Consider the following 21,130-nt stretch of genomic DNA (forward strand, 5'->3'; position numbering starts at 1 on the left):
CGTACTCCCCTGATCTGCTGCAAAAACAGGCTCAGAGGGCTGCTTGCTGCGCCCGCCTGCTTGTTCAGACAGGCTGCTTCTCGCTGATCGCCTTGTGAATCGCGTGAGCGGCACGCTTGCCGTGATTGGCTGCATCCACTACCATCGCATCGGTCTTCCCTCCGCCGAAAATCACGTCCCCTGCGGCAAATACTTGCGGATTCGATGTGCGATACGTGCCTTCCTCAACCGCGACGATGCCGTTTTGATGCTGCAAGCCAAGCAGATCGATCAACGGCAGATGGCGGTTTTGGCCGATCGCTTTCACTACGAAATCCACCTCGATCACGAACTCGCTGCCAGCGACAGGAACCGGGCGTTTTCTGCCTTTGGCATCCGGCTCTCCAAGCTGCATGCGGATCAGCTCCAGCCCGATCACACGCCCGCCTTCTCCAAGCACGCGCGTCGGGGCAACCAGCCAGCGGAACTCTACGCCATCCTGTTTGGCAAACTCGTATTCAAACTGGTAACAGCTCATTTCCTGCACGGTTCTCCGATACAAAATTTGCACGTTGTCCGCACCCAGCCGCTTCGAACAGGTCGCGGCGTCAATCGCTGTGTTCCCTGCGCCGATCACGACTACTTTTTTGCCGACCATCTCAGCTGACAGCGGCTTTGTTTTCGTCTCCTCCACCAATGTAATCGCATCCAAAACACCTTCCAGCTCTTCCCCCGGAATCTGGAGCGAAGGCACTTTGGCCATGCCTGCCGCGAGCAAAACCGAGTCGTAGTTGGCAAAAAGCTCATCGGGCATGATGTCGACGCCGATCCGCGTGTTGGTGTGGATTTTGACGCCGAGCGCCTCTACTTGCTCGACCTCCCACAGCGAAACTTCCTGCGGCAGCCGGAAGGAAACGATGCCGTACGTGTTCAGGCCGCCCGCTTTTTCTTTCGCTTCGTACATCGTGACCTCGTAACCGAGACGGGCCAGTTCCCGCGCCGCCGACAGCCCGGCTGGTCCCGCGCCAATGATCGCCACCCGCTTTCCGGCAGGCTCTCCTTTCTGAAACAGACTGGCTTTGTTCGCAATCGCCCAGTCGGTCGCGTGGCGTTGCAACAAACCGATCATGATTGGCTTGGAGGCGTGATTGAGCACACAGGCGCCCTCGCACAGTTCCTCGGTCGGACAAACACGAGCACAGCTTGCCCCTACCGGATTGGATTCCATGATCGTCCTCGCCGAACCGAGCAAATTGCCTGTGGCGATTTTGCGAATGAACGAAGGAATGTCAATCGATGTGGGACAAGCCTTGATACAGGGGGCGTCGTAGCAGAACAGGCAGCGATTCGCTTCATCGACCGCCTCTTTCGGTTTTAGGGCGCTCACCACTTCGCTAAAATTTTTTTGCAGATCACTGGGCACGCTCATCCATACACAACCTCCTTGCCAGCTCGAATAAGATGCTTGCTATTAATCAATGTGCAAGCAGCGCGTTTTATGATTGTTTCATTTCACGGCAGCATATGTTTGCGATGCAATCATTTCGCTCGCGCAGTCATGAATGATTTCAGCAGCGAATAGGCTAACAATAACCACGGCGGCAAAGGAGTTTGTCAGATGAGGGACTACGCCCAAAAAATCGAGCAGACCAAAAAACAAATCGCCGAGCTGCACGCCCTGCTTGCCGAGCTGGAACAGGAACAGCACGCCTATCTGGAGCAGCTGGAACAGCGGAAAACGTATTTGTCCTCGCGGGAAATTCTCGACCTGCTGAACCAAAAGCAGGGGCGCTACGGCAGCATGGCCTCCATCAAGCGCTGGTCGGACAACGGCTACTTGGGAGAAGGCGTCGATGAACGGGAAGCTTTTCCCCTGCTCGCGAGCAAGCAAGGGAACAAACGCTTTCTGTATCCGCGCGAAGCCGTGCTGGCGTTTTTAGATGAAAAAGGACTGCTTGCCCCTGCGTATGATGTTTTGGACCGCGTGCAGCTCCGCCAGGCCAATCGGGACTTTTGCTGGGCATTGGTCACGGCTGTCTCGCGCCATGATCTTCGCTTTTTTTACCAAGTTCAATTGGAAACCACGGGAGAAGTCGTGCCGGCAGTACCGGAAGAAGAGTTGTTTTTCCCTCTCCCGTAAGGAGGCACTATGGAACTGGCCGTCATCATGCTGGAAAATACCGTGGACAATCAGGCGTTTTCCCGGCAAATACGCGACTTTCACAAAAAAAAGGGGCAGCCCCTCGCCATTCGTTTCAGCGAAGAACTGACCCATATTATTTTGGAAGCACCGTGCCTGTACATACCCGACCCGAAGCAGCTTGATCCGCGCACCATTCTGGATGGGACGATCCGCCAGGTCGCCAGCCATGGAGAAATCCATCCCCGCCACAAAGGGAAGACCGTCAATCTCCACCTCGATTCCGAGCTGGTTGCCGAACTGGAGCAAATTCGCGCGCTCGTCAGCAGCAAAACCCAGCAGGAAGTGATTCGCGAGCTGTTCGTGCGGGGCATGCGCTCCTACCTCGCGGAACAAGAAGAGGACCGAAACGAATGAAGCAACGCTCGCCTTGCCAGCTCCTGCGCAGCTTCGCGCAACGGGAGGTGGCTTTATTTTTTCCAAGTGAAGAAAATGCGCTCACCCGCGATTTGGTACGTGACGGTGTACAACTTTTTCGCTTCTGTCCCCACTTCAAAGACGATTTCTTTTTTCGTTGTGTTTATGCGGGTTTGGTTGATATCAAAAACCGTGAAGGGCACGCCCGGCTGCTTGTCCATCGCGACGATAACACTGTTCTTTTGCGCAGGAACGTGGTACGCGCCAACACCCAGCATCGTGTCGTACAAAATCCAGTTATTGTCGAGCCAGGTGAGCTTATTGACAAAATGTCCCGGATACAACTGGGCGAGTGGCTGGTAATCCTTATTGTAAAAACGAATGTTCGTCGAACTGTACAACCCTTCCGAATCGGGCACCGCGATCGTTTTTTGATCGGGCGAGGCAATTCCTTCGCTCTTCGCTCGTGCCACGTTGGCTTTTTCCAGCTCGATTCGCTCTTTTTCCGCCAAAAAGAGCGCGTCTTCCGCTGAAATCGTCACATGCGGCAGCTTCGCCAAGGCAGGCAGCTCGCTTTTCGCCGGAAAATTGCTGTAAATCGTCAAAGTCCCATCCTCCGGGGCGCCGTCATAGGCGATTCCTCTGGACGGATACTCCCAGGCGTACGTGCCGATCCCGTGCAGATGATAGGTGAAATCTGGCTGGCCCCAGGCGGCAAAGATGGAAAATGACCCGGAATTGGCCGGCTCTGCGAGCTTTTCGCCGTATTCTTGCAAATGTCTTGCCATGTCAAGGATCGCCCGGGTGTCTGTGAGAGGATCGCGACGGTAGAGCGAAAAAGCTTTGACCTTTTCCCCGGCAAACGTCACAAACAAATAGTAATTCGGATACGCGTAACCGATCAGCTCTTGCTCCTGTTGCGAGAATAGTGGAGTTCCCAGCTTGCGCAAAAGCTCCTTTTTCGCAGTTTGGACGGTAATGCCCGGGACGATCTCTCCCGTGAACGCAGAGTCAGCCAGCACTCCAAATGCACGCTCGTTTTCGTCCCACTTGACGGCTACGCCCTTTTGAAAATATTCATATCCGTCAAATGTTTTGACTGGCTGTCCAAGCTGTCTGCGCAAAGTATCTCGCTGCCACTTGCCCGTCTGCAAAAAACCGAGCAGCGAAGTCTGGGACAGCTCCTGTACGGCTTGGGCGTGCATCCCTTGACTCGAATCCGCCTGTTGCCAGCTAGGAGCCACACTGTAGGCGGCGGCTGACACTGTTGCTGACAGGCATACGCTAGAAACCAAGGCAATCATATATTTCACAATCACGGTACTCTCTCCCCGCTTCCCTCTTGCCGGATGTTTGTCTTTTCCAGTTTACCAAATGGTTCCACTTTTCGGTGAGGCAAATTGCTTCGCAAGCCGAAAACAGGACAGCAACAGGAAAAAGCCTTGCTCCCGCATACGGAAAAGCAAGGCTTTCGGACAACAGCGACCGTGATGGACTTTACTTCGATTCGCCGTGCAAGTAATTGAAGAACGGCTGGTCTACCCAAAACTTGTACGTCTCGACATTCAGTTTGTCGCTGAGCTTTTTCAAGCCGGCAACCACTTTTGCCGACTCCTCGTTCAAGGAGAACGTCTGGACGACGTAGCGACCTTCTTTGATCACGTTGTTCGTGATTACCGGATAATCGGCAAGCTCCGTGCGGGAATGGTAGAGCGGCTGCCACCAGGATGCTGCCAAGAGCCCGGTCGTGTCTTCCTGATCCCGTTTGGCGTATTTCAGCACGAGCGGCTGGAAGCGCTCTTTCTCAGCCTCGCTCGCAAACTCAAAGCTCAAATCGTATTCTTTCGCATAAGCGATGAAATTGCCGTTTTCGATCTGGACCACTTGATAATCATCTGTCTGCGTCGGCTCTCCCCACTCTTTCAAGTAGATAAAAGCAGACGTTTTCGGCTCAAACTGGATTTTCGCGTCGATGCCTTCGCTCTTGAGCAAGCCGATCAGTTGAATCGCATGAGTCAAGTCGCTATGCCCGTACGTGATTGTGCGCGCCGGATCAAAATGCGGGTCGAATGCCGCATCTTTCAAGTTGTAGCCTGTGTACAGATTTTGCTTCAAGCCCGTATCAATGAGCTTTTGCAGCTCCCCTGCCTTGATAATCGACGATTCGCTCCAGGCTTGCGCCAGCTTGCCGTAAATGCCCGACTCCTGCACAGTCCCGAGATAGTTCTTGTAGTCGCCGTGGAACTCTACCACTTTCCCCAGCAGCTCTACCGCCAATTCAGTTGTCGTATCGCCTTCGGCCTTGATTGCTGCCAAGATGTTTGCCGATACAAGCCCGGTATCAATTGCTGCGGCTACTTCCTGTGCCGCTTGCAGCGAAACCGCTCCGCCTTTTTGGTAGGCAAGATCTGCTTCCTTCCAGGCAGATGCTACCTTGTCCTCGCTGTATGTGTAAGCAAGCTCAGCCAATCCCGCTGCCTTGACAGAGGCACTGATCGCTTCCCAGGCAGCGATTTTCGTTGCTCCCGCCTTCGCTTCCGGAACATAAGCTTTGGCGAGCGCTTCTTTTTCCGTTATACTTTGAGTAGCGGCCACAACTTTCGCCAGCGCTTGGGAAAATTGGCTGCGCGATACTGTTTTGTCAATGGAAATGCCATATTGCTGGGCAAGATAGCTGGCGTATTCGGCTTTGGCTGTTGCAGCCACCGTTTCTTTTGCCAATACGGCAACAGGTTGATTCGCTTGCGCTGCTCCGGCTGCTTGCGGAAGCACCAGTGCAGAAAGCAGTACCGCTGTGGCGGAAAGCTGGAGCCATTTGTTTGTTTTGATCATGACCGTTCCTCCTTATGTATGAAGCAGAAACATATAATGACTATTCCTATATGTTCACTTGGATATATGATCATTTACATTATCACTTGCTCTTACTTTGTGTCAACGCTTTTTCGTTTAATGAAAATGATTTTATCAGAAAAGCAAAGCAGTTCGCCCTTTTGAAACAGCGAACTGCTTTTTTATATGGCGGCTACTCCTCAGTCAGCTCTGACCATTTGTTTACTTTGACAGGCGGCTTGTAATCGCGCAGACGATCGAGCAACACGGCCGGATCGCTCTCGCACACGACCAACTCTCCCTGCATCTGCGGGATGAAGCCTGTCTCGGTAGCGTGCCGCACCAGTTCCATCAGCGGAGTGTAGTAGCCGTCGACATTCAGAAGACCAATCGGCTTGCTGTGAATCCCGATCTGCCCCCAGCTCACCACTTCAAAAATTTCTTCAAACGTTCCGTAGCCGCCCGGCAAGGCGATAAAGCCATCGGACAAGTCGTTCATTTTCGCTTTTCGCTCGTGCATGGATACAACTTCATGCAGTTCGGTCAGACCCGTATGTACGATCTCACCGCGAAACAATCCTGTCGGCATGACGCCAATCGCGCTCCCTCCTGCCGAGAGAACCGTATTCGCCACTCGCCCCATCAGTCCCATGTTGGAGCCACCGTATACCAGTTCAAGCTCTCGTTTGACCAGTTCTTTGCCCAATGCTTCTGCGTACTCGGCAAAAGCCGGGTTTACTCCCGGGTTGGAACCTGCAAAAACACAGATACGTTTCATGTCATCCTCCTAGACCAATCAAAGTTGTGTGGCTGCGAGCACCACTTTTTGGTGTATAGTACAATTATACAAAAATCTAGAAGGGACAGATACGTTTGAATATCACGGAATTTCAGAAATGGGTAGGAGATTTTTACGAGGAGCGCGGTTGGACGCAGTACGGGCCGTTTATTCGCGTCGGCTTCCTGATGGAAGAAGCAGGCGAGCTTGCCCGCGCGGTACGGGCGATTGAAATCGGCAGGGATCGGCCGGACGAAGGGGAAAAAGCGGCGCATGAAGCGCGTCAGGAGTTGGTCGAGGAACTGGGGGATGTGCTCGGTAACTTGATCCTGCTCGCCAACCAGTACGAGATTCCGTTTGAAGAGATTCTCGATGCCCATAAAGCCAAGCTGCAAAAACGGTACGACCAAAAATAGCATCACAGCAAGCCGCACCTGGCCGCTCACGAAAGCGGAACGCCGGGTGCGGCTGCTTTTTTCTCTCTAGTACGCTATATAGACCGCTCCTACTCCAACGTATCGAAAGCTTCTTTCATGACGCGGGCAATAAAGTCGATGTCCTCGCTGGTCGTGGAAAACGGCGGAGACAGGGTGAGCACGTTGTTGAAGCCTGGAATCGTGTCGCCGTTGCGGCCGATGATGAGTCCGCGCTTTTTGCATTCGCCGATCACCTGTGTGAGCTTCGCCGGTGCGGCAGGCTCTTTTGTTTTGCGATCCTCCACCAGCTCGATCCCCATCAGGAAGCCGAAGCTGCGAATGTCGCCGACGTAAGGATGATCCGCGAGAAACGCCAGCTTGGCCCGCAGTTCCGCTCCCAACTGTTCCGAACGCTCGACCAGTTTTTCCTCTTCCAAAATTTCGAGGTTTTTCAACGCGAGCGCACAGGCGGCCGGATTGCCGCCAAACGTGTTGACATGGCGGAAGTGCGCATTATTGCCCTGCTCGTTGAACTTGTCGGCGATGTCCGCCCGCACGGCTGTTGCCGACAGAGGCAAGTACGCGCTCGTAATTCCTTTTGCCATCGTGACGATGTCCGGCTTGATGCCGAAGTTTTGATGGCCAAAATGTTTGCCGGAGCGGCCAAACCCGCAAATGACCTCATCGACGATCATCAGGACGCCGTACTTGTCGCAAATCTCCCGCACCTTCGGCATGTACTCCGGTGACGGGACGAGCACTCCCCCGCCCGTAATCGTCGGCTCCATAATCACCGCAGCCACTGTTTTCTCGCCTTCCCAGTTGATCACCTGATCGAAATACTGGGCGCATTCCAGATTGCACTTGCCGTACGATTTTCCCGCTGGACAGCGATAACAGTACGGCGGCGGAACGTGCAAAAATCCTGGTGCGAGCGGCTCGTACTTTTCCTTGCGCACTGCTTGGCCTGTCGCTGCCAGCGCCCCCATCGTGTTGCCGTGGTAAGCGCGGTGGCGCGAAATGAACTTGTAGCGCCCCGGTTCTCCGTTCTGGTGATGGTACTGGCGCGCGATTTTGAATGCGACTTCGTTCGCCTCCGACCCGCTGTTGGAAAAGAAGACGCGATACTCTTCCCCCAGCCACTCGCTGACTTTTTCCGCGAGCCGGATCGCAGGCACATGGCTCTGCGTCAGCGGGAAATAGGCGAGCTGCTTCAACTGCTCGTAGGCGGCGTCTGCCAGCTCCTTGCGCCCGTAGCCGACGTTGACACACCACAGACCCGACATGCCATCCAGGTAGCGATTGCCGTCAATATCGGTGATCCAGGAGCCTTGGGCGCCTGTCACGATCATCGGGTTCGGATTGTAGGGCGACATGTGGTGCCACATGTGCTCGCGGTCTGACGCAAGCAGGCTGTCCTTGTCGTACTCTTGCAACTGTTGATCTTGCTCCATCGCGAAAGCCCCCTTTATTTGACGAACACTTTTTGCGAGCCGATGCTTGTATCGCCATCTTCAAACCATCTGGAGGTGACCGTCTTTTTCTTGGTGAAGAACATGACGCCGTCCTTGCCGTTTGCGTGGAGATCTCCGTAAAACGATTCTTTCCAGCCCGAGAAGGCGAAAAAGCCCATAGGCGCGGGCACGCCGACATTGACGCCGACCATCCCTGCTTCCACCCGCTGCACAAATTCTCTGCCCCATTTTCCGTTGTTCGTGTAAATCGTCGCCCCGTTGCCGAAGCGGGAACGGCTGATCGCCGCCAATCCTTCTTCAAAGTTGCTCACGCGCATGACACTGAGCACAGGCGCAAAAATTTCGTCGCGCACGATGACCATTTCCGCATCCGCCTGGTCAAAAATGGTCGGGCCGAGGAAATAGCCGCTCCCTTGTTGTTTCGCATCCTCCCGTCCGTCTCGCACCAACGCTGCCCCGGATTCCACTCCCTTTTCGATGTAGCTGTGGACTTTGGACAAATGCGCGTCACGGATGACCGGACCGAGATCGACGCCTGCCTCAAGACCGTTGCCCATCTTCAGTGCATTGGATTCTTCGATCAGATGCGCCACCAGTTCGTCGGCGATTTCCTCCACAGCAACCACGGCACTCGCCGCCATGCATCGCTCGCCAGCGCAACCGAACGCCGAGCTGACGATCGTTTTCGCCGCCCGCTTCAAGTCGGTATCCGGCATGACCAAATGGTGATTTTTCGCGCCCGCCAGCGCCTGCACGCGTTTGCCGTGAGCGGCCGCCGTTTTGTACACGTACTCCGCTACAGGCTGCGAGCCGACGAAGGAGATGGCCTTCACATCAGGATGCTCCAACAAGCCGTTGACGACATCGTGAGCGCCGTGAACGACGTTGAATACGCCGTCCGGCAAGCCTGCTTCTTTCAGCAATTCGGCAATGCGGATACAGGACAGCGGAGTGCGCTCCGACGGTTTGAGAACAAACGTATTGCCCGCCGTAATCGCGATTGGATACATCCACATCGGAACCATCACCGGGAAGTTGAACGGTGTAATCCCGCCGACGACACCGAGCGGGAAGCGGATCGACTGGCTGTCAATGTTGGCCGCGATGTTCGGCAGCGTCTCGCCCATCAGCAAGGTCGGCATCCCGCAGGCAAACTCGACCATTTCCAGCCCGCGCAACAGCTCTGCCTGCGCCTCCGGCAAATTTTTGCCGTTCTCCAGCGTGATCATCCGTGCCAGCTCGTCCTCGTGCTTCATCAACAGACTGTGGAAGCGGAACATGATCCTCGCCCGATCGACTACAGGAGTTGCGCTCCAGCCTACGAAAGCTTCCTTCGCAGCGGCAACGGCCTTGTCCACGTCTTCCTTCGTCGACAGCGGTACGCGGGAAAGCAGTTCACCTGTCGCCGGATTGGGCACATCCTCGAAACGGGTTGCCTGCGACTCCACCCATTGCCCCCCTACGTAGTTTTTCAATGGATTTCCAACAGCGGCTGTGTTCATCCTTTCAACTCCTTACGCTCATTTGTTTGACAATTCCATTTTATCCAAAAATAAAGCTTGTCATCACTAGACAAAACGCTAAGCATTCGGTAGCATTCATCATACATAGTGTCAATTGTCCGTTCGGAAAAAGGCTCTCTTCACGTAGGCGGGCAGGAAAAGGAGAAGCACATGAGCAATGACTGGCGCTTGACGATCACAGAAGCAATCAAACGCCCGCTGTTTCAGCACGCAGAAGTGGTCGCGGGCCACCGCGGACTGGCTCGTCCGGTTCGCTGGGTGCATGTCCTGGAAACAGCAGATACGGGACAGTTTCTCAATGGCGGCGAACTCATCCTCTCGACAGGGCTTGGTTTTGGCGGGGCAAAAGAGAAGCGGCTTGCCTATTTGGCTGAATTGATTCGGCGCAAAGCATCCGGGCTGTGCATCGAGCTTGGCGAATACATCCCGGCGATTCCGGCTGACATGCTGGAAATGGCGGATCATCACGAGTTTCCGCTGATCATCTTCCATCAGCCCGTGCGCTTTGTCGATATTACCCAAGACTTGCACGAGCATTTGATCAATCGCCAGATGCAGGCTTTGCGTGATCTGGAGGCGTATTCCCGAGGCTTGCAGCAGCTCAGCCTCCAGGCGGCAAGCATCCCCAAGCTGCTCCAGCATTTTCAGGCGGCCGTGCAAACCCAGGTGTTGTTTTACTCGCCGGATGTCGCGGCCCAGTACGTTCCCGTTTTGCCCCACGCCGTCCAGGTAGAGATGAACGAGCTGATGGCATCGCTTTTTGCCGAAGAGGACACCCGTGATGCCAGCGTCCGCTTCCACCCGTTATCCATGACCAAGCAGCTCGTCTACCAGCCGGTTATGGCAATGGGGCATTTGCTCGCCTATGTAGGCGTCATTTTGTACGAGCGGGATGCGGACGAGTACATGCTGCTTGCGCTCGACAACACCGTCTCCGCCATGGCCCAGTTTTTTATGCGAAAAATGTTTGCCGAAGAACAAGCCCGGGTGATGGAAAACCGACTGTTCGACGATCTGATCGCCGATCGGCCGATGACAGAAGATCATATGCGTACACTCCTTGGTTTGTCGGGAAGCGTGAAAACAGTGAGCTACCATACGTTGATCGTCTCCTGCGAAAAATCGGAACCAGCCGCAGAAGGCGCCCTCCCGCCGCACGAATTGACCGCGATATACCGTTCGCTGTTGACGCGCCAAGGCTTTTTGCCGTTCATCCGCTGTATGGGCCACCGCTTTTATTTTTTGCTGATCGAACCGAAGCCGCGGGCAGATTCCCGGCGGGCATTGGAAAAGGCGTGGGCTGACTTGAAGCGGATCGCCGTGCAAATGCTCGGAGCAGACACCCAGATTCGCTGCGGGATCGGGCGCGTGGGCAAGCGTTTGTCCGATGCGGGACGACATCTGGCGGAAGCGGAGCAGGCGCTCACCTTCCAGCGCGACTCTAGCAGCCCGTTTTTTTCCGATCTGGGGTTGTTTCGCCTGCTGTTTCACATTCCGGCCGAGCCTGTCCTGGACCATTTCATCACCGATTACCTCGGCCCGCTGCTTGCGCACGACGAAAAGCATGGATCAGCACTGACCCAGACGCTGCACGTCTATTTGAATGCCAATCTGTCCAAGCAGGCGGCCGCCGAGCAATTGTTCATCCATCGGCAAACGCTGTATCATCGCCTGGAAAAAATCGCGGAGTTGATCGGAGACGATTTCGCTTCGCCTGAGCGCCGTCTCTGTCTGGAAATCGCCCTGCACGCACAGCAATGGCTGCAAAAAGAAGACAAAGCTCTGCCTCGGTACTAGCGCAGAGCTTTGTCCTTTTCTGTTCCTTTTCCTGATCGCTGGGCTAACCTACCGCTTCTTCTTTTTTCCTGGATAGCTGATGTTCATCTGAAACTTCGCTTCTTTGCCGTCCGCAAGCTCGACGCGAATCTTGAACAAGCCGGACTTTGGCAACGACACCGTCAGCTTTTCCGGGTTATCCGTTCCTGTTGCAGCGGCCAATTCCTCCCGCGTGTTGTTGTCGTACACGTACACATTCACATCGGCTTCCTCATCCCATTGCGCAGACACGTCCAGTTCGCCCGCGTTATAGGTGCGAATCGTAAATTCCTTGTAGGGCGTTTTCTTGCCGAGTGTCCCTTTTTTCAGTTCGCTCTTGACTTCGTAGTTATCGCCATTCCCTGTCTCGCCATCATCGTCGCCGCCGTCATTGTCAGCTTTTGCCCATTTTCCCGTCGTCGCCAGAGCGTATGGCTGCGGGCCTTTCGGAATGTTGTAGCCTTCCACGGTCACCGTGTACGTCCCTTTTTCCGGTTCCACAATCCACACTTGTTCCACGTTGTTGAGGTTGTCGACCTGATCGTCATAAGGCGCTTCGAAAAAGTCGTTCCCGTTCAGGCGCTCGCCGCTTGGCGTAGTGACCTTGAGGTTCAAATCGTTGACAAGCGTGCGCCGGGCGGCAAAAGATGCGGGATAGTCTGTCCAGGCAAGCGTGATGGCAAGCGGCTTGGAGCTGTCCGTCACCTTGATCGCATACTCGGCTTTTTCTCTCGTTCGCAGCCCGTCTTGTACATCCTTGTAATTCGTCTGGATCGCTTCTTGCAGATTGGCACGGCCAAAGCCTTGCAAGCGCATGTCTTCTCCCAAATCATCTGCGCTGGCCAACAGTATGGCCTTGAGCAACGCTCCGCTTGGCTCTTTTTCCCCCTGCTCGTCCAGGTACTGGCGAATTTGCGCGACACCGCCCGCCAAAATCGGGGTCGCCATGCTCGTCCCGCTCATGTAGGCATAATAATCGTTGAAGCGCTTGTCAAAATTTTTGCTCGGAGCAAGCGAAGACCTGGTCGACAAGATGGATGTCCCTGGCGCTACGATATCTGGCTTCAAGCGTCCGTCTGCTGTCAGGCCGCGACTGCTTTCTTCCCACACTTCGTCTTGATTGTCGGAATGCTCGCCCAAGCTGGGACGAACACTCTCGCTCGCCCCGACTGCAATGACGTTTTTCGCCGTGGCAGGACTGCCGATCGTTTGATAGCCTGCCAGCCCCTTGTTTCCGGCAGCGATCAATGCCGTCATGTCGGGATGCTCCCACAAGAAGCGATCGAACAGAAACGAGCTTAAACTGTAATCCCCGTTGTCATTCGCTCCCCATGAGTCGGAGTGAATCCGCGCTCCGTCGACATACGCCTCCTGCAAAATCGTTTCCACGTCCGTCACCAGGTTGCCGCTGCGATCCTGAATCGAATGAAAGACAAGCTTGGCTCCGGGAGCCATCCCTTTATATTGCTGATCCGAAGCTTCTCCCGTTCCGAGCAGCGCGCCAGCTACGTGCGTCCCATGCCCGTGCCGATCGCTCGCATCGTCTGGTCGTCCAAGCGCGTACAAGCTTTTCACCTGGCCGGAAAAATCCGGATGCATGGAGCTGAGCTTGCCTGTATCAAGCCCGGTATCCGCTACGCCGACGATCTGCCCTTTTCCTGTATATCCTGTCGAGTACAGCTCATCCGCATGAATGATGCTGGCCGCGATGTCGTTGTGCAGCTCGTTTTGCGGCACCGGAACGATCGCGATCACATCCTCTGACTCGATGACCTGCCCAATCGCGTCCTCGTTCATCGTAGCGATCGAAATATGCGGTGCGTCCTCTGGCGTGGCAAGCCCTGCCATATCGGCGTCATCGGCTAAACGGCTTACTGTTCGCACCATGTCGACGTTTTGGTCAAAGCCGATCACCGCCACCTCTACCGCCTTGTCTTTTTCCAGCGAGGAACGCAGCTGCGGTGCCAGTTTGGCTTTCGGCTGAAACGGAACCACTTTTTTCACGAAGGAAAGCTGCTCGATTTCTTCTTGCTGCTCTTCGTCTGCAAGCTTTGCCAGGAAAGCGTAGTCCGGTATGTAATCGCCCAAAGTCGCTCCCATATCTGTCAGCTTCTCTTTCCACTCTTCACGGACAGGGCCTGACAGCTGGATGATGACGAGTTCGGACGCGCTCTTTTTGGTTGACGTTTTCTCGATCGCCAGCCCCTCTGTGGCTTCGATCTCAATATTGCCCCGTCTCTCCCCTTCTTGTCTGGCCGCCGCTGGCAAACTGGTTAGCAGCATCGTTACGGCGATGGTAGTAGATAGTGTAGCATGCCATTTCTTTTGCAACGAAAAAACACCCTTCCCCTCATGGCTTGTATTACCATTATACGGGATCGGGTGAATTGTCAAAAGAGTAGGAAGACAGATGTGTGGGACAAAACCTAGTCTTTTGTCCCGGTTTCTTCTGATTGCAAGGTCAGAAGCGGTTCGAAGTCGCTCCACGACAGCGTCGCGAGCAACTTTTCATCCCAGGCTTCCCGCGGAATACTCGTGAGTCGCATCGCCTGGTTTTGGATCGCTTCCTGCAAAAGATTGTAGCTCAACCGTCCGTTTCCTTGCAGCATCTGCTTCTGCTCGGCTGTTTCCAGACTTTGCGCAATCGCTGCAACGGCGCTCGCCTCGATCACATAGCCTGCCTGCTGTGCCGCCTGTTGCAAGATGCAGACCAGCTCCGCCACCGAGTAGTCGGCAAAGTGAATGTACTTTTTAAAGCGGGACACAAGCCCGGGATTGCTCAGCAGAAGGCCGCTCATCTCTTGCGGATAGCCCGCCAGCACTACGACGAGGTTTTCCGCGTGCCGCGTCATTTCTTCCACGAGCGTGTGAATCGCTTCCTGACCGAAGTCTTGCTGGCTGCTCCCGAGCAAGGCGTACGCCTCGTCGATAAACAGGACACCGCCCAATGCCTCCCGCACTTTTCTGCGAGTGAGAGCGGCGGTCTGGCCGACGAATCCCGCGACCAAATCGGCTCGGCTCACGGTGACCAGGTGGCCGCGCTTCAAATACCCGACCTCTTGCAAAATTTGCGCGTACAACTGGGCGACGGTCGTTTTGCCCGTACCCGGATTGCCCGTAAATACAGCGTGCAGTTCGATCGCGCTCTTGGGCAAGCCTCTTGCCGAGCGCTCCTGCTGCACCGCGACGTACGCCGCAATTTTTTTCAACTCGGATTTCACCTGATCGAGTCCGATCAACGCCTGAAGCTTTGCCTCCGCAGGCTTTTCCGCCTGGGGCGCAGCCAGCTCGCGAACATCCTCCGGGCGCAAAATCGTGAAATCGTCCCATTGCAAAGCTTTGCCCGCCGTGGCTCGTCCTTTGGCAAAAATCGCATCCAGGACGAGACTGGTGACCGTTCTGGCGTTGCCGAATGTGTCGTCCACTTGCGCTTTCTCGATTCGCTCGCGCAAGGCCAGCTTGGCGGCATCCGTCAAGGTAAAATCGTTGCGCGCCGCCACCGCATCGGCAATTTGCACCAGCTCGTCCGCCGAGTAATCCGGCAAAACGAAGTGGCCTGTCTGGGGAAAACGGCTGTACAAACCGGGATTGGCGTACAAAAAGTGCCGCATTTCTTCCGGGTAGCCAGCGAGCATGACGACAAAGCGCCCGGCGTACTCCCCACTCGTCATGGCGGCTACCAGCGTGTCGATCGCATTTTGCCCGTAGTCGCTGCCCGAGCTGTCCGGCCGCTTCAAGCTGTATGCTTCATCAATAAACAGGACGCCGCCGTCTGCCTGCTTGATCGCATCCATCACCCGCTGTTCCGTCTGGCCGACATAGCCGCCGACCAGATGGGAGCGATCTACTTCAATCAACTGTCCCTTAGCCAAAAGCCCCAGCTCGTGATACAGGCGGGCAATCAAGCGCGCCAATGTCGTCTTTCCGGTGCCAGGATTGCCCATGAGCACGAGATGCAACGGGAGCTGGTCGTGCATGTGCCAGCCTTTTTGCTCGCGAAGCTGGCGATATTGCAAAAACTGGGCCAACAGGCGCACGCGCTGTTTGATCTCGTCCAGACCGATCAAACTCTCCAACTGCTCCAATGCCGTCCGTTTGTCCTGGTCCTCGCTGGTCGGCCCGTCATGCGCCAGCTCGCTATCTTCCTCTGGCAGCAACTGCTCTTTTTCCTGCGCTTGCTGGTTGAGGGCGCGAATCGTCTCTTGCAGTTGCGTAAGCAGCTCGGCGGAAAAAAAGACGCCGGAGAGCGAGGCTCCATAAGCTTGCACGCGCGCAAGCAGCTCTTCCAGCAGCATCTGTCGCCTGTCGTACAGGGCGACCATCGCTTCCGCCAAAGCCGTCGTCTGCTCGTCTGCGAGCATGTTGGCTACGCGAAGCGCTGCTTTGGCCATCGCCTGCCAGTTGCCGATGTCGTCTTGGGCCTGGAGCGCCTTGTCTACGAGCACTTCCACCGCCCGCCTTTTGGCGACTACATTGTCCGTCTCCCGCAAGGTCGGAAACGCTGTCTCCAGTTCATGACTGCGCAACTGCAGCAAGAAAAGCCGCAGTTGGGCACCGAGCGCATACAGATCGTTCGGTTGCAACGCCAAAGCCCGGTCCAGCCACTCCTGCGCCATGGCTGTTCCGCCTTTTTTCATCATGCGCAAGATTGACAGCCTGGCAAGAACAGCGGCTTCTGCCTGATCGAGCTGCTCTTCGGAATGAATGGTGCGACTTTCTTCTATTTTTTGCAAAAGGGCCAGGCATTCGCCCTCGGTAAACGTTTGAATGCATACAGGGTTGTCAAACGCGCGCTCCCTGTCAGGTTGCCGCTCTCGCTCATGTTGTTGCTGCATGTTTTGGTTCCTCCCGCTCTTCTGTGTCAATCTTTGTTGTAGCACATTTACTGGAGGAAGAAAAGGATATCGCCAAAACTCGCTTTTACACGCTTCGGTTTGCCGCTGCTGCGCCGATCTGCTTTTTCGCAAGCAAAGTCGCCAGCACGAGCAAAATGCCTGCACCGCCAAATTCGAGGAAAGCACCGCCTGCGCCGTACAAGGCTGCTCCGGCAATCGGCCCAACGGCCATTCCCAGGTAGCGGATCAAATTGTAGACGCCGATTGCCGTTGCCCGTTCCTGTTCATACACTTCCGAAAGCAGAGTCGTATGCACAGGCATCCCGATCCCGAGCGCAAAGGCAAACAACGCGCTGCTTGCCACGAGCAACGGCAGGGACACGTTCGCTGTCACCATGAGGAAAAAGGTAGCCATAGCGTGCATTCCCGCCGTCCAGAGGAGTGCTTTTCGCGATCCCCACCTCTTCTGCAAGCGAATCGCCTGTTTGCTGCTGATCATGAAGACGACAGAGGCGAGCAAATAAAGCAAGCCGATTTTGTCGGCAGACAAGTGATAGTAGCTTGTCAACTGCACAGGGATAAACAACAAGAAGCAGTAGTACGTAAACATCTGTGAAAAGCCGAGCAAGATCACGGACAAACCAGTTGGTTGCCGGCATACAGCGAGATAGCCGCTCAGTTGAAACCGTCTGGAGCTAGACTGACTGCTTTTCGTTTCCGGCAGCAAAAGTCCGTTTCCAGCGAGCAGCAGCACGGCCGTAGCCGCTAAAAATGCAAACACCGCCGTATGTCCGCCTGCTCCGCCAATCCAGCCGCCGAGCAGTGGCCCGATTGCTGGACCGATTGCTGGACCGATTGCCAGCATCATTTGATACGTTCCCATGGCACTCGCTCTGTCGCTGCCCTCAAACAGGTCGCCAATCATCGTCGCCGCGACAATCGGAATCGCTGCGAAACCGATCCCTTGCAGCGCCCGAAAGACGAGCAACATATCAATCGAATCTGCCAGATAGCAACCGATGGAAGCGAGCGCGTACAACACGAGCGCCGGAATCAAGATTTTTTTCCGGCCATACTGATCCACGAGCGGGCCATAGACAATTTGCATAACCGCCAGCATGACCGTAAACAGCGAAATCGTCAGGTTGACGAGAAACGCGCTCGTCTGAAACTCTTGTTGCATCGCTGGCAGGATCGGCATGAACAAATTTTGCGCGAACGTACCGAACAAAATGGTGATCCCGAGCAGCATTAATACTTTTTTAGCGTTCATCTTTCAGCTTCACCTCATCATTTTGTGTCCAAGGAAACAATCTTCCGAAATAATAAGGGAGATGCTCTCTCCCTCGCTAGTCCTCTGCCCAGTTCTTTTGCAGTTGCTCCGTCGCCTCGCCAATAAACCGGGAGACAAAAGCCAACTCTTCCTTGCTGTACCGATCCAAAAAGCGAATCATGTCGTTCTCCAGCTTCGCGTGAAAGCTGTCGTGAATCGAGTTGACCAACTCGCCTACCTTTGTCAGCCGGAAAAAAACTTCTTTTTGGTTGTCTTCCAACTGATACCGCTCCAGCAAGCCTTTTTTCAACAGCTTCACCGTGATTTTGGATATGGCACTTTTGGTAACCCCGATTTTTTGGGCAATCGTCGTCACGTTCACCCGTGCGTTGCTGCCGATTTCGGAAATGACGTGCAGTTCGGTTATCGATAGGCTGTCCAAATGCTGGTAATCAGGGATGCTGCTGCGGATTTTCGCAAGCAGTAAGGACTCGCGCCGTTTGCTGCGATCCTCCTGTTTATGTAGCAGAGTCAGCCACTGATTCCAAATTTTCGTTTTCTGATCCAATTCAGCGGTCAGCTCCTTTGTCATGCATTTGGTTTCCAAGGAAACAATATTACTGTATCACGTTCTGCGGCGGCTGACAAGAAAAAACCGCAGTCCGCTGAATAGGCGGCTGCGTTTTGCCCGGTTTTACCCTTTTACATTGCCCAGCTCCACGTCTGCGGCAAAATGCGCCTGGGCAGACTCCAGCACTTCGCCTTCCGAACCTGCCGAGATTTTATAGTTTGCGACTACATTTTTGCCATTGCGCACTTGAACGTTGTACTGGGAATCCCCATCATATGTGCATTCGCACTGATAATGCTTGCCATTGACCTGAATGTTTCCTTCCATGTGATCACACCTCCCCTTCTAGTGTGACCAGCCATGTGTGCTCTCATTCCCTGTCACGTCTCCAAGCGGACACTTCTCCCCGTGGCAGCCGACTCCATCGCCGCCTCGACAATGCGCAGCGCAGCCAATCCGTCCTCGCCTGTGGCGATCGGCGCTTGTCCCGTGCGGATGGCTTCGACAAAAGCATCGATCACGCCGCTCGCCGTCTGGTTGTCGTTCGTTTGCATCGCCCCGAGCTGATAGAGCACTCGCTGTCCATCCGCCTTGATGATCTCCAGGTCTTTTTCAGGCTCGGCAAAAATTTTCATGATACCCCGCTCGCCGTACAAGATCGTGCTGTTGTCTTCATCGCCATAATAGCTCCAGCTAAAAGATGCCGTCCCGATCGCACCCGATTTGGTTCTGAGCAGGCACGACATATGATCGCAAACCTCGATCGGCTGTCCGTGTTCATCCTTTTTGTCCAAAACGCCGGAAAAAGCGCTAATCTCCGCAATCTCGTCCTGGAGCAAATACCGGAGCAGATCGACTTTATGGATGCCCAAATCACCTGCAACGCCAAACGCGGAGCGGGCTTTTTTGAAAAACCACGTTCCGTTTGTCCCGTTGGCGCTCCAATGTTCAGGGCCTTGATGACCAAAGCTTGTTTTGAACGACAAAATGTTTCCCAACTCCCCGGCTTCAATCAGCTGCCGCGCTTTGGCATGCGCACTGACCAGGCGCTGGTTGTGGTCAATCATCAACACTTTGCCCGACTTGTTCGCTGCTGCGAGTATTTGCTTCGCCCCTGCGATTGTCGTCGCAATCGGCTTTTCACACAGCACATGCTTGCCCGCCAAAAGCGCCTGTGTCGTAATCAGATGGTGCATTTCGTTGGTTGAACAATCACTGATCGCGTCGATTTCAGGATGTCGTACGACTTCTTCCCAGCTCCCCGCTACTTGCCCGCCGTATTTGTCTGCCAGCTTCCTCGCCCGGTCTGGATTCGGATCGTAGACAAGCAAAATGTCCGTGTAAGGATTTTGCCGATATTCGGGAGCATGGCGGTGATTGGCAATAGAACCGCAACCGATAATGCCGACTTTTAAGGTCAATGCTTATTCTCCCTTCATATTTATCTTAATATTCTCATTATACAGACGATCACAAGCAAAGAAAAGACGGCCCCTGGTCTTGTCCCTGACAGGTATGCCGTCTCTTTTTCTTGACTACTCGACCGAGTACACCTTGCGACTCGGCAGCTCCAGGCAATGCAAGCGCCCGCCAAAAACAGCGCCGCCATCAATCCCGATGATGTTGTTGTCCCCGAAGTAAACATCGTGTTTTCCGTGCAAATTTTCCGTCGGGGTATGCCCGAATACAACCGTCTTTTCCCCGCGATAGCCTTTGTGGAACTCATCGCGAATCCACATCAGCTTGTACGGGTCTGTTTCCGCCACCGGAGTCTCGGGATGCACGCCTCCGTGGACGAAAATATAATCGTCTGTCTCAAAAAAGCAGCGCAGTCCTCCGAGAAAATCGAGGTGCTCCTGCACTTCTGGCGTCACTTCCAACGCTTCTGGTGCGCCAGACTCAGTAGCAGCGCCTGCGTGACCGTAGCTCGCCAGCGTAGCTTGAGCGCCATTGCGGAACCAACGTTCGATAAAAACAGGGTCTTGCTCAAACGATTTCACCATCATATGGTCATGGTTGCCCATCAGGACAACTGCTCCTTGTTCGTGAAGCTGTTTCACTTTTGCGACCACTTCTCGCGATTTGGGGCCGCGATCCACGTAATCCCCGAGCAAAATCAGCTGATCGTTTTGCGCATCGTAATTCACAAGCTCCATCAGCGACTCCAGCTTGTCCAGTTCCCCATGTATATCGCTGATTGCCAAAATCCGTTTCATGCTAACCCTTCTTTCTTCTGTCTGTAAGGTTGTTGCTCGTCCTGTTTCATTGTACGCCCCCTCCTGCCCGATTTCTACCCCGACAGGAAGATTGCCTGATCAAAAAACAAACAGTCACGGTTCATAGACCAGTGACTGTCGTACCACACACTTGCTTATTTACTTGGCATCTCATTCCAGAACGTAATGGCATCTACGTCTAGCCGGGTAGTCGGATGTCCAGGCTGTGCCGCTTTTCCTACGGCGATCAGCATGACCGTTTCGTAGCGATCCGAGATTTGGAACGCCTCTTTGAACAATTCGTCGTTGTATCCACCCATCGGAACGGTGTCATACCCGCGAGCTTTGGCAACGAGCATGAATTGCATCGCGACCAGTCCGCCATCTACAAGCGCAATTTCTTTCAGCACGCTGCGCTCGCGGTTTTCGTAACGGCGGTTGATGTTGGCGATCATGGTTGCTTTCGCTTCTTCTGTCATGTAGCCGGCGTCGATTGCTTTCTGGTAAATTTGCTCCGCCTGCTTGTAGCCCTCGTAGTCGCCAAGTACGGCGATCACTGCGGCAGCTTCGACAACCTGCTTTTGATTGAAGGCAATCGGGAGCAGCTTTTCTTTCAGCTCCTGCTCGTCGATGATCAGAAAACGCCAAGGTTGAAGATTCGAGCTGGATGGCGCCAATGTCGCTTCGGCCAGCATCTCTTTCAACTCGTCGCGGGAAATTTTGACGGATGCGTCGTAATGACGTACTGATCTGCGTTCGCGAATGACATCCGCAAAAGCTTTTTGGTTCATCGTTTGTTCCATCTGCTTGCTCCTCCAATCAGTAAGTAACTAACATTTTGAAACAAAAAGAAACGTGCT

General features: G+C 54.5%; 18 protein-coding genes. 4 read left to right on the forward strand and 14 right to left on the reverse strand.

Translation table 11 applies throughout. The annotated features are described in order from the left end of the window. Window positions 1-64 precede the first annotated feature (64 nt). Window positions 65-1,408: an NAD(P)-dependent oxidoreductase gene (locus HP435_RS15810; protein ID WP_173599499.1), complete on the reverse strand. Its 1,344-nt coding sequence runs from the start codon at window positions 1,406-1,408 to the stop codon at window positions 65-67. Window positions 1,409-1,597: 189 nt separating this feature from the next. Here HP435_RS15810 and HP435_RS15815 point away from each other — a divergent pair, with 189 nt between their 5' ends. Next, window positions 1,598-2,119, forward strand: a complete 522-nt coding sequence (locus tag HP435_RS15815) for a hypothetical protein (RefSeq protein WP_173599498.1) — start codon at window positions 1,598-1,600, stop codon at window positions 2,117-2,119. A 9-nt stretch (window positions 2,120-2,128) separates the two neighbouring features. Beyond that, the gene (locus HP435_RS15820; protein WP_122965408.1) at window positions 2,129-2,536 is read left to right on the forward strand and encodes a hypothetical protein; all 408 of its coding nucleotides are present in this window, start codon (window positions 2,129-2,131) and stop codon (window positions 2,534-2,536) included. A 53-nt stretch (window positions 2,537-2,589) separates the two neighbouring features. Here the strand turns inward: HP435_RS15820 and HP435_RS15825 are convergent, their stop codons facing one another. From HP435_RS15825 to HP435_RS15835, 3 genes are all read right to left on the reverse strand, one after another. Further along, entirely contained in the window at window positions 2,590-3,855 is a 1,266-nt protein-coding gene (locus tag HP435_RS15825; protein ID WP_173599497.1) for a hypothetical protein, read from the reverse strand. Window positions 3,856-4,033: 178 nt separating this feature from the next. After that, window positions 4,034-5,368 (reverse strand): hypothetical protein, encoded by a 1,335-nt coding sequence (locus tag HP435_RS15830; RefSeq protein ID WP_173599496.1) that lies wholly within the window; start codon window positions 5,366-5,368, stop codon window positions 4,034-4,036. A gap of 193 nt (window positions 5,369-5,561) precedes the next feature. Then, window positions 5,562-6,146: an LOG family protein gene (locus tag HP435_RS15835; RefSeq protein WP_063228535.1), complete on the reverse strand. Its 585-nt coding sequence runs from the start codon at window positions 6,144-6,146 to the stop codon at window positions 5,562-5,564. A 95-nt stretch (window positions 6,147-6,241) separates the two neighbouring features. Here HP435_RS15835 and HP435_RS15840 point away from each other — a divergent pair, with 95 nt between their 5' ends. Then, the gene (locus HP435_RS15840) at window positions 6,242-6,562 is read left to right on the forward strand and encodes a MazG nucleotide pyrophosphohydrolase domain-containing protein (RefSeq protein WP_122965405.1); all 321 of its coding nucleotides are present in this window, start codon (window positions 6,242-6,244) and stop codon (window positions 6,560-6,562) included. A gap of 89 nt (window positions 6,563-6,651) precedes the next feature. Here HP435_RS15840 and HP435_RS15845 read toward each other — a convergent pair whose 3' ends face one another. After that, on the reverse strand, window positions 6,652-8,016 hold the full coding sequence (locus tag HP435_RS15845) for an aspartate aminotransferase family protein (RefSeq protein ID WP_122965404.1): 1,365 nt from the start codon (window positions 8,014-8,016) through the stop codon (window positions 6,652-6,654). A gap of 14 nt (window positions 8,017-8,030) precedes the next feature. Continuing rightward, window positions 8,031-9,539 carry a CoA-acylating methylmalonate-semialdehyde dehydrogenase gene (locus HP435_RS15850; RefSeq protein WP_173599495.1) on the reverse strand — a complete coding sequence of 503 codons (1,509 nt, stop codon included), beginning with the start codon at window positions 9,537-9,539 and terminating at the stop codon, window positions 8,031-8,033. Between the two features lie 171 nt (window positions 9,540-9,710). Between HP435_RS15850 and HP435_RS15855 the strand changes: the two genes are divergently transcribed. After that, complete coding sequence (locus HP435_RS15855; protein WP_122965402.1) at window positions 9,711-11,357, forward strand: PucR family transcriptional regulator; 1,647 nt, start codon at window positions 9,711-9,713, stop codon at window positions 11,355-11,357. Window positions 11,358-11,405: 48 nt separating this feature from the next. Here the strand turns inward: HP435_RS15855 and HP435_RS15860 are convergent, their stop codons facing one another. The 8 genes from HP435_RS15860 to HP435_RS15895 all read right to left on the reverse strand — a co-directional run bounded on the left by HP435_RS15860 (window position 11,406) and on the right by HP435_RS15895 (window position 21,073). Further along, window positions 11,406-13,658: a S8 family serine peptidase gene (locus HP435_RS15860; RefSeq protein WP_173599518.1), complete on the reverse strand. Its 2,253-nt coding sequence runs from the start codon at window positions 13,656-13,658 to the stop codon at window positions 11,406-11,408. Between the two features lie 143 nt (window positions 13,659-13,801). Next, window positions 13,802-16,210: an AAA family ATPase gene (locus tag HP435_RS15865; protein WP_173599494.1), complete on the reverse strand. Its 2,409-nt coding sequence runs from the start codon at window positions 16,208-16,210 to the stop codon at window positions 13,802-13,804. Between the two features lie 85 nt (window positions 16,211-16,295). Next, complete coding sequence (locus HP435_RS15870; RefSeq protein WP_173599493.1) at window positions 16,296-17,483, reverse strand: MFS transporter; 1,188 nt, start codon at window positions 17,481-17,483, stop codon at window positions 16,296-16,298. Window positions 17,484-17,559: 76 nt separating this feature from the next. Beyond that, window positions 17,560-18,075 (reverse strand): MarR family transcriptional regulator, encoded by a 516-nt coding sequence (locus tag HP435_RS15875; RefSeq protein WP_229049693.1) that lies wholly within the window; start codon window positions 18,073-18,075, stop codon window positions 17,560-17,562. A gap of 102 nt (window positions 18,076-18,177) precedes the next feature. Beyond that, window positions 18,178-18,381 (reverse strand): hypothetical protein, encoded by a 204-nt coding sequence (locus HP435_RS15880; RefSeq protein ID WP_063228527.1) that lies wholly within the window; start codon window positions 18,379-18,381, stop codon window positions 18,178-18,180. Between the two features lie 53 nt (window positions 18,382-18,434). Beyond that, complete coding sequence (locus HP435_RS15885) at window positions 18,435-19,475, reverse strand: Gfo/Idh/MocA family protein (RefSeq protein ID WP_173596564.1); 1,041 nt, start codon at window positions 19,473-19,475, stop codon at window positions 18,435-18,437. A 114-nt stretch (window positions 19,476-19,589) separates the two neighbouring features. Then, entirely contained in the window at window positions 19,590-20,270 is a 681-nt protein-coding gene (locus tag HP435_RS15890) for a metallophosphoesterase family protein (RefSeq protein ID WP_122965398.1), read from the reverse strand. A gap of 155 nt (window positions 20,271-20,425) precedes the next feature. Further along, window positions 20,426-21,073, reverse strand: a complete 648-nt coding sequence (locus HP435_RS15895) for a nitroreductase family protein (protein ID WP_173596563.1) — start codon at window positions 21,071-21,073, stop codon at window positions 20,426-20,428. Between the last annotated feature and the right edge of the window lie 57 nt (window positions 21,074-21,130).

It is taken from the genome of Brevibacillus sp. HD3.3A (assembly GCF_013284375.2).
GTDB lineage: Bacteria > Bacillota > Bacilli > Brevibacillales > Brevibacillaceae > Brevibacillus > Brevibacillus parabrevis.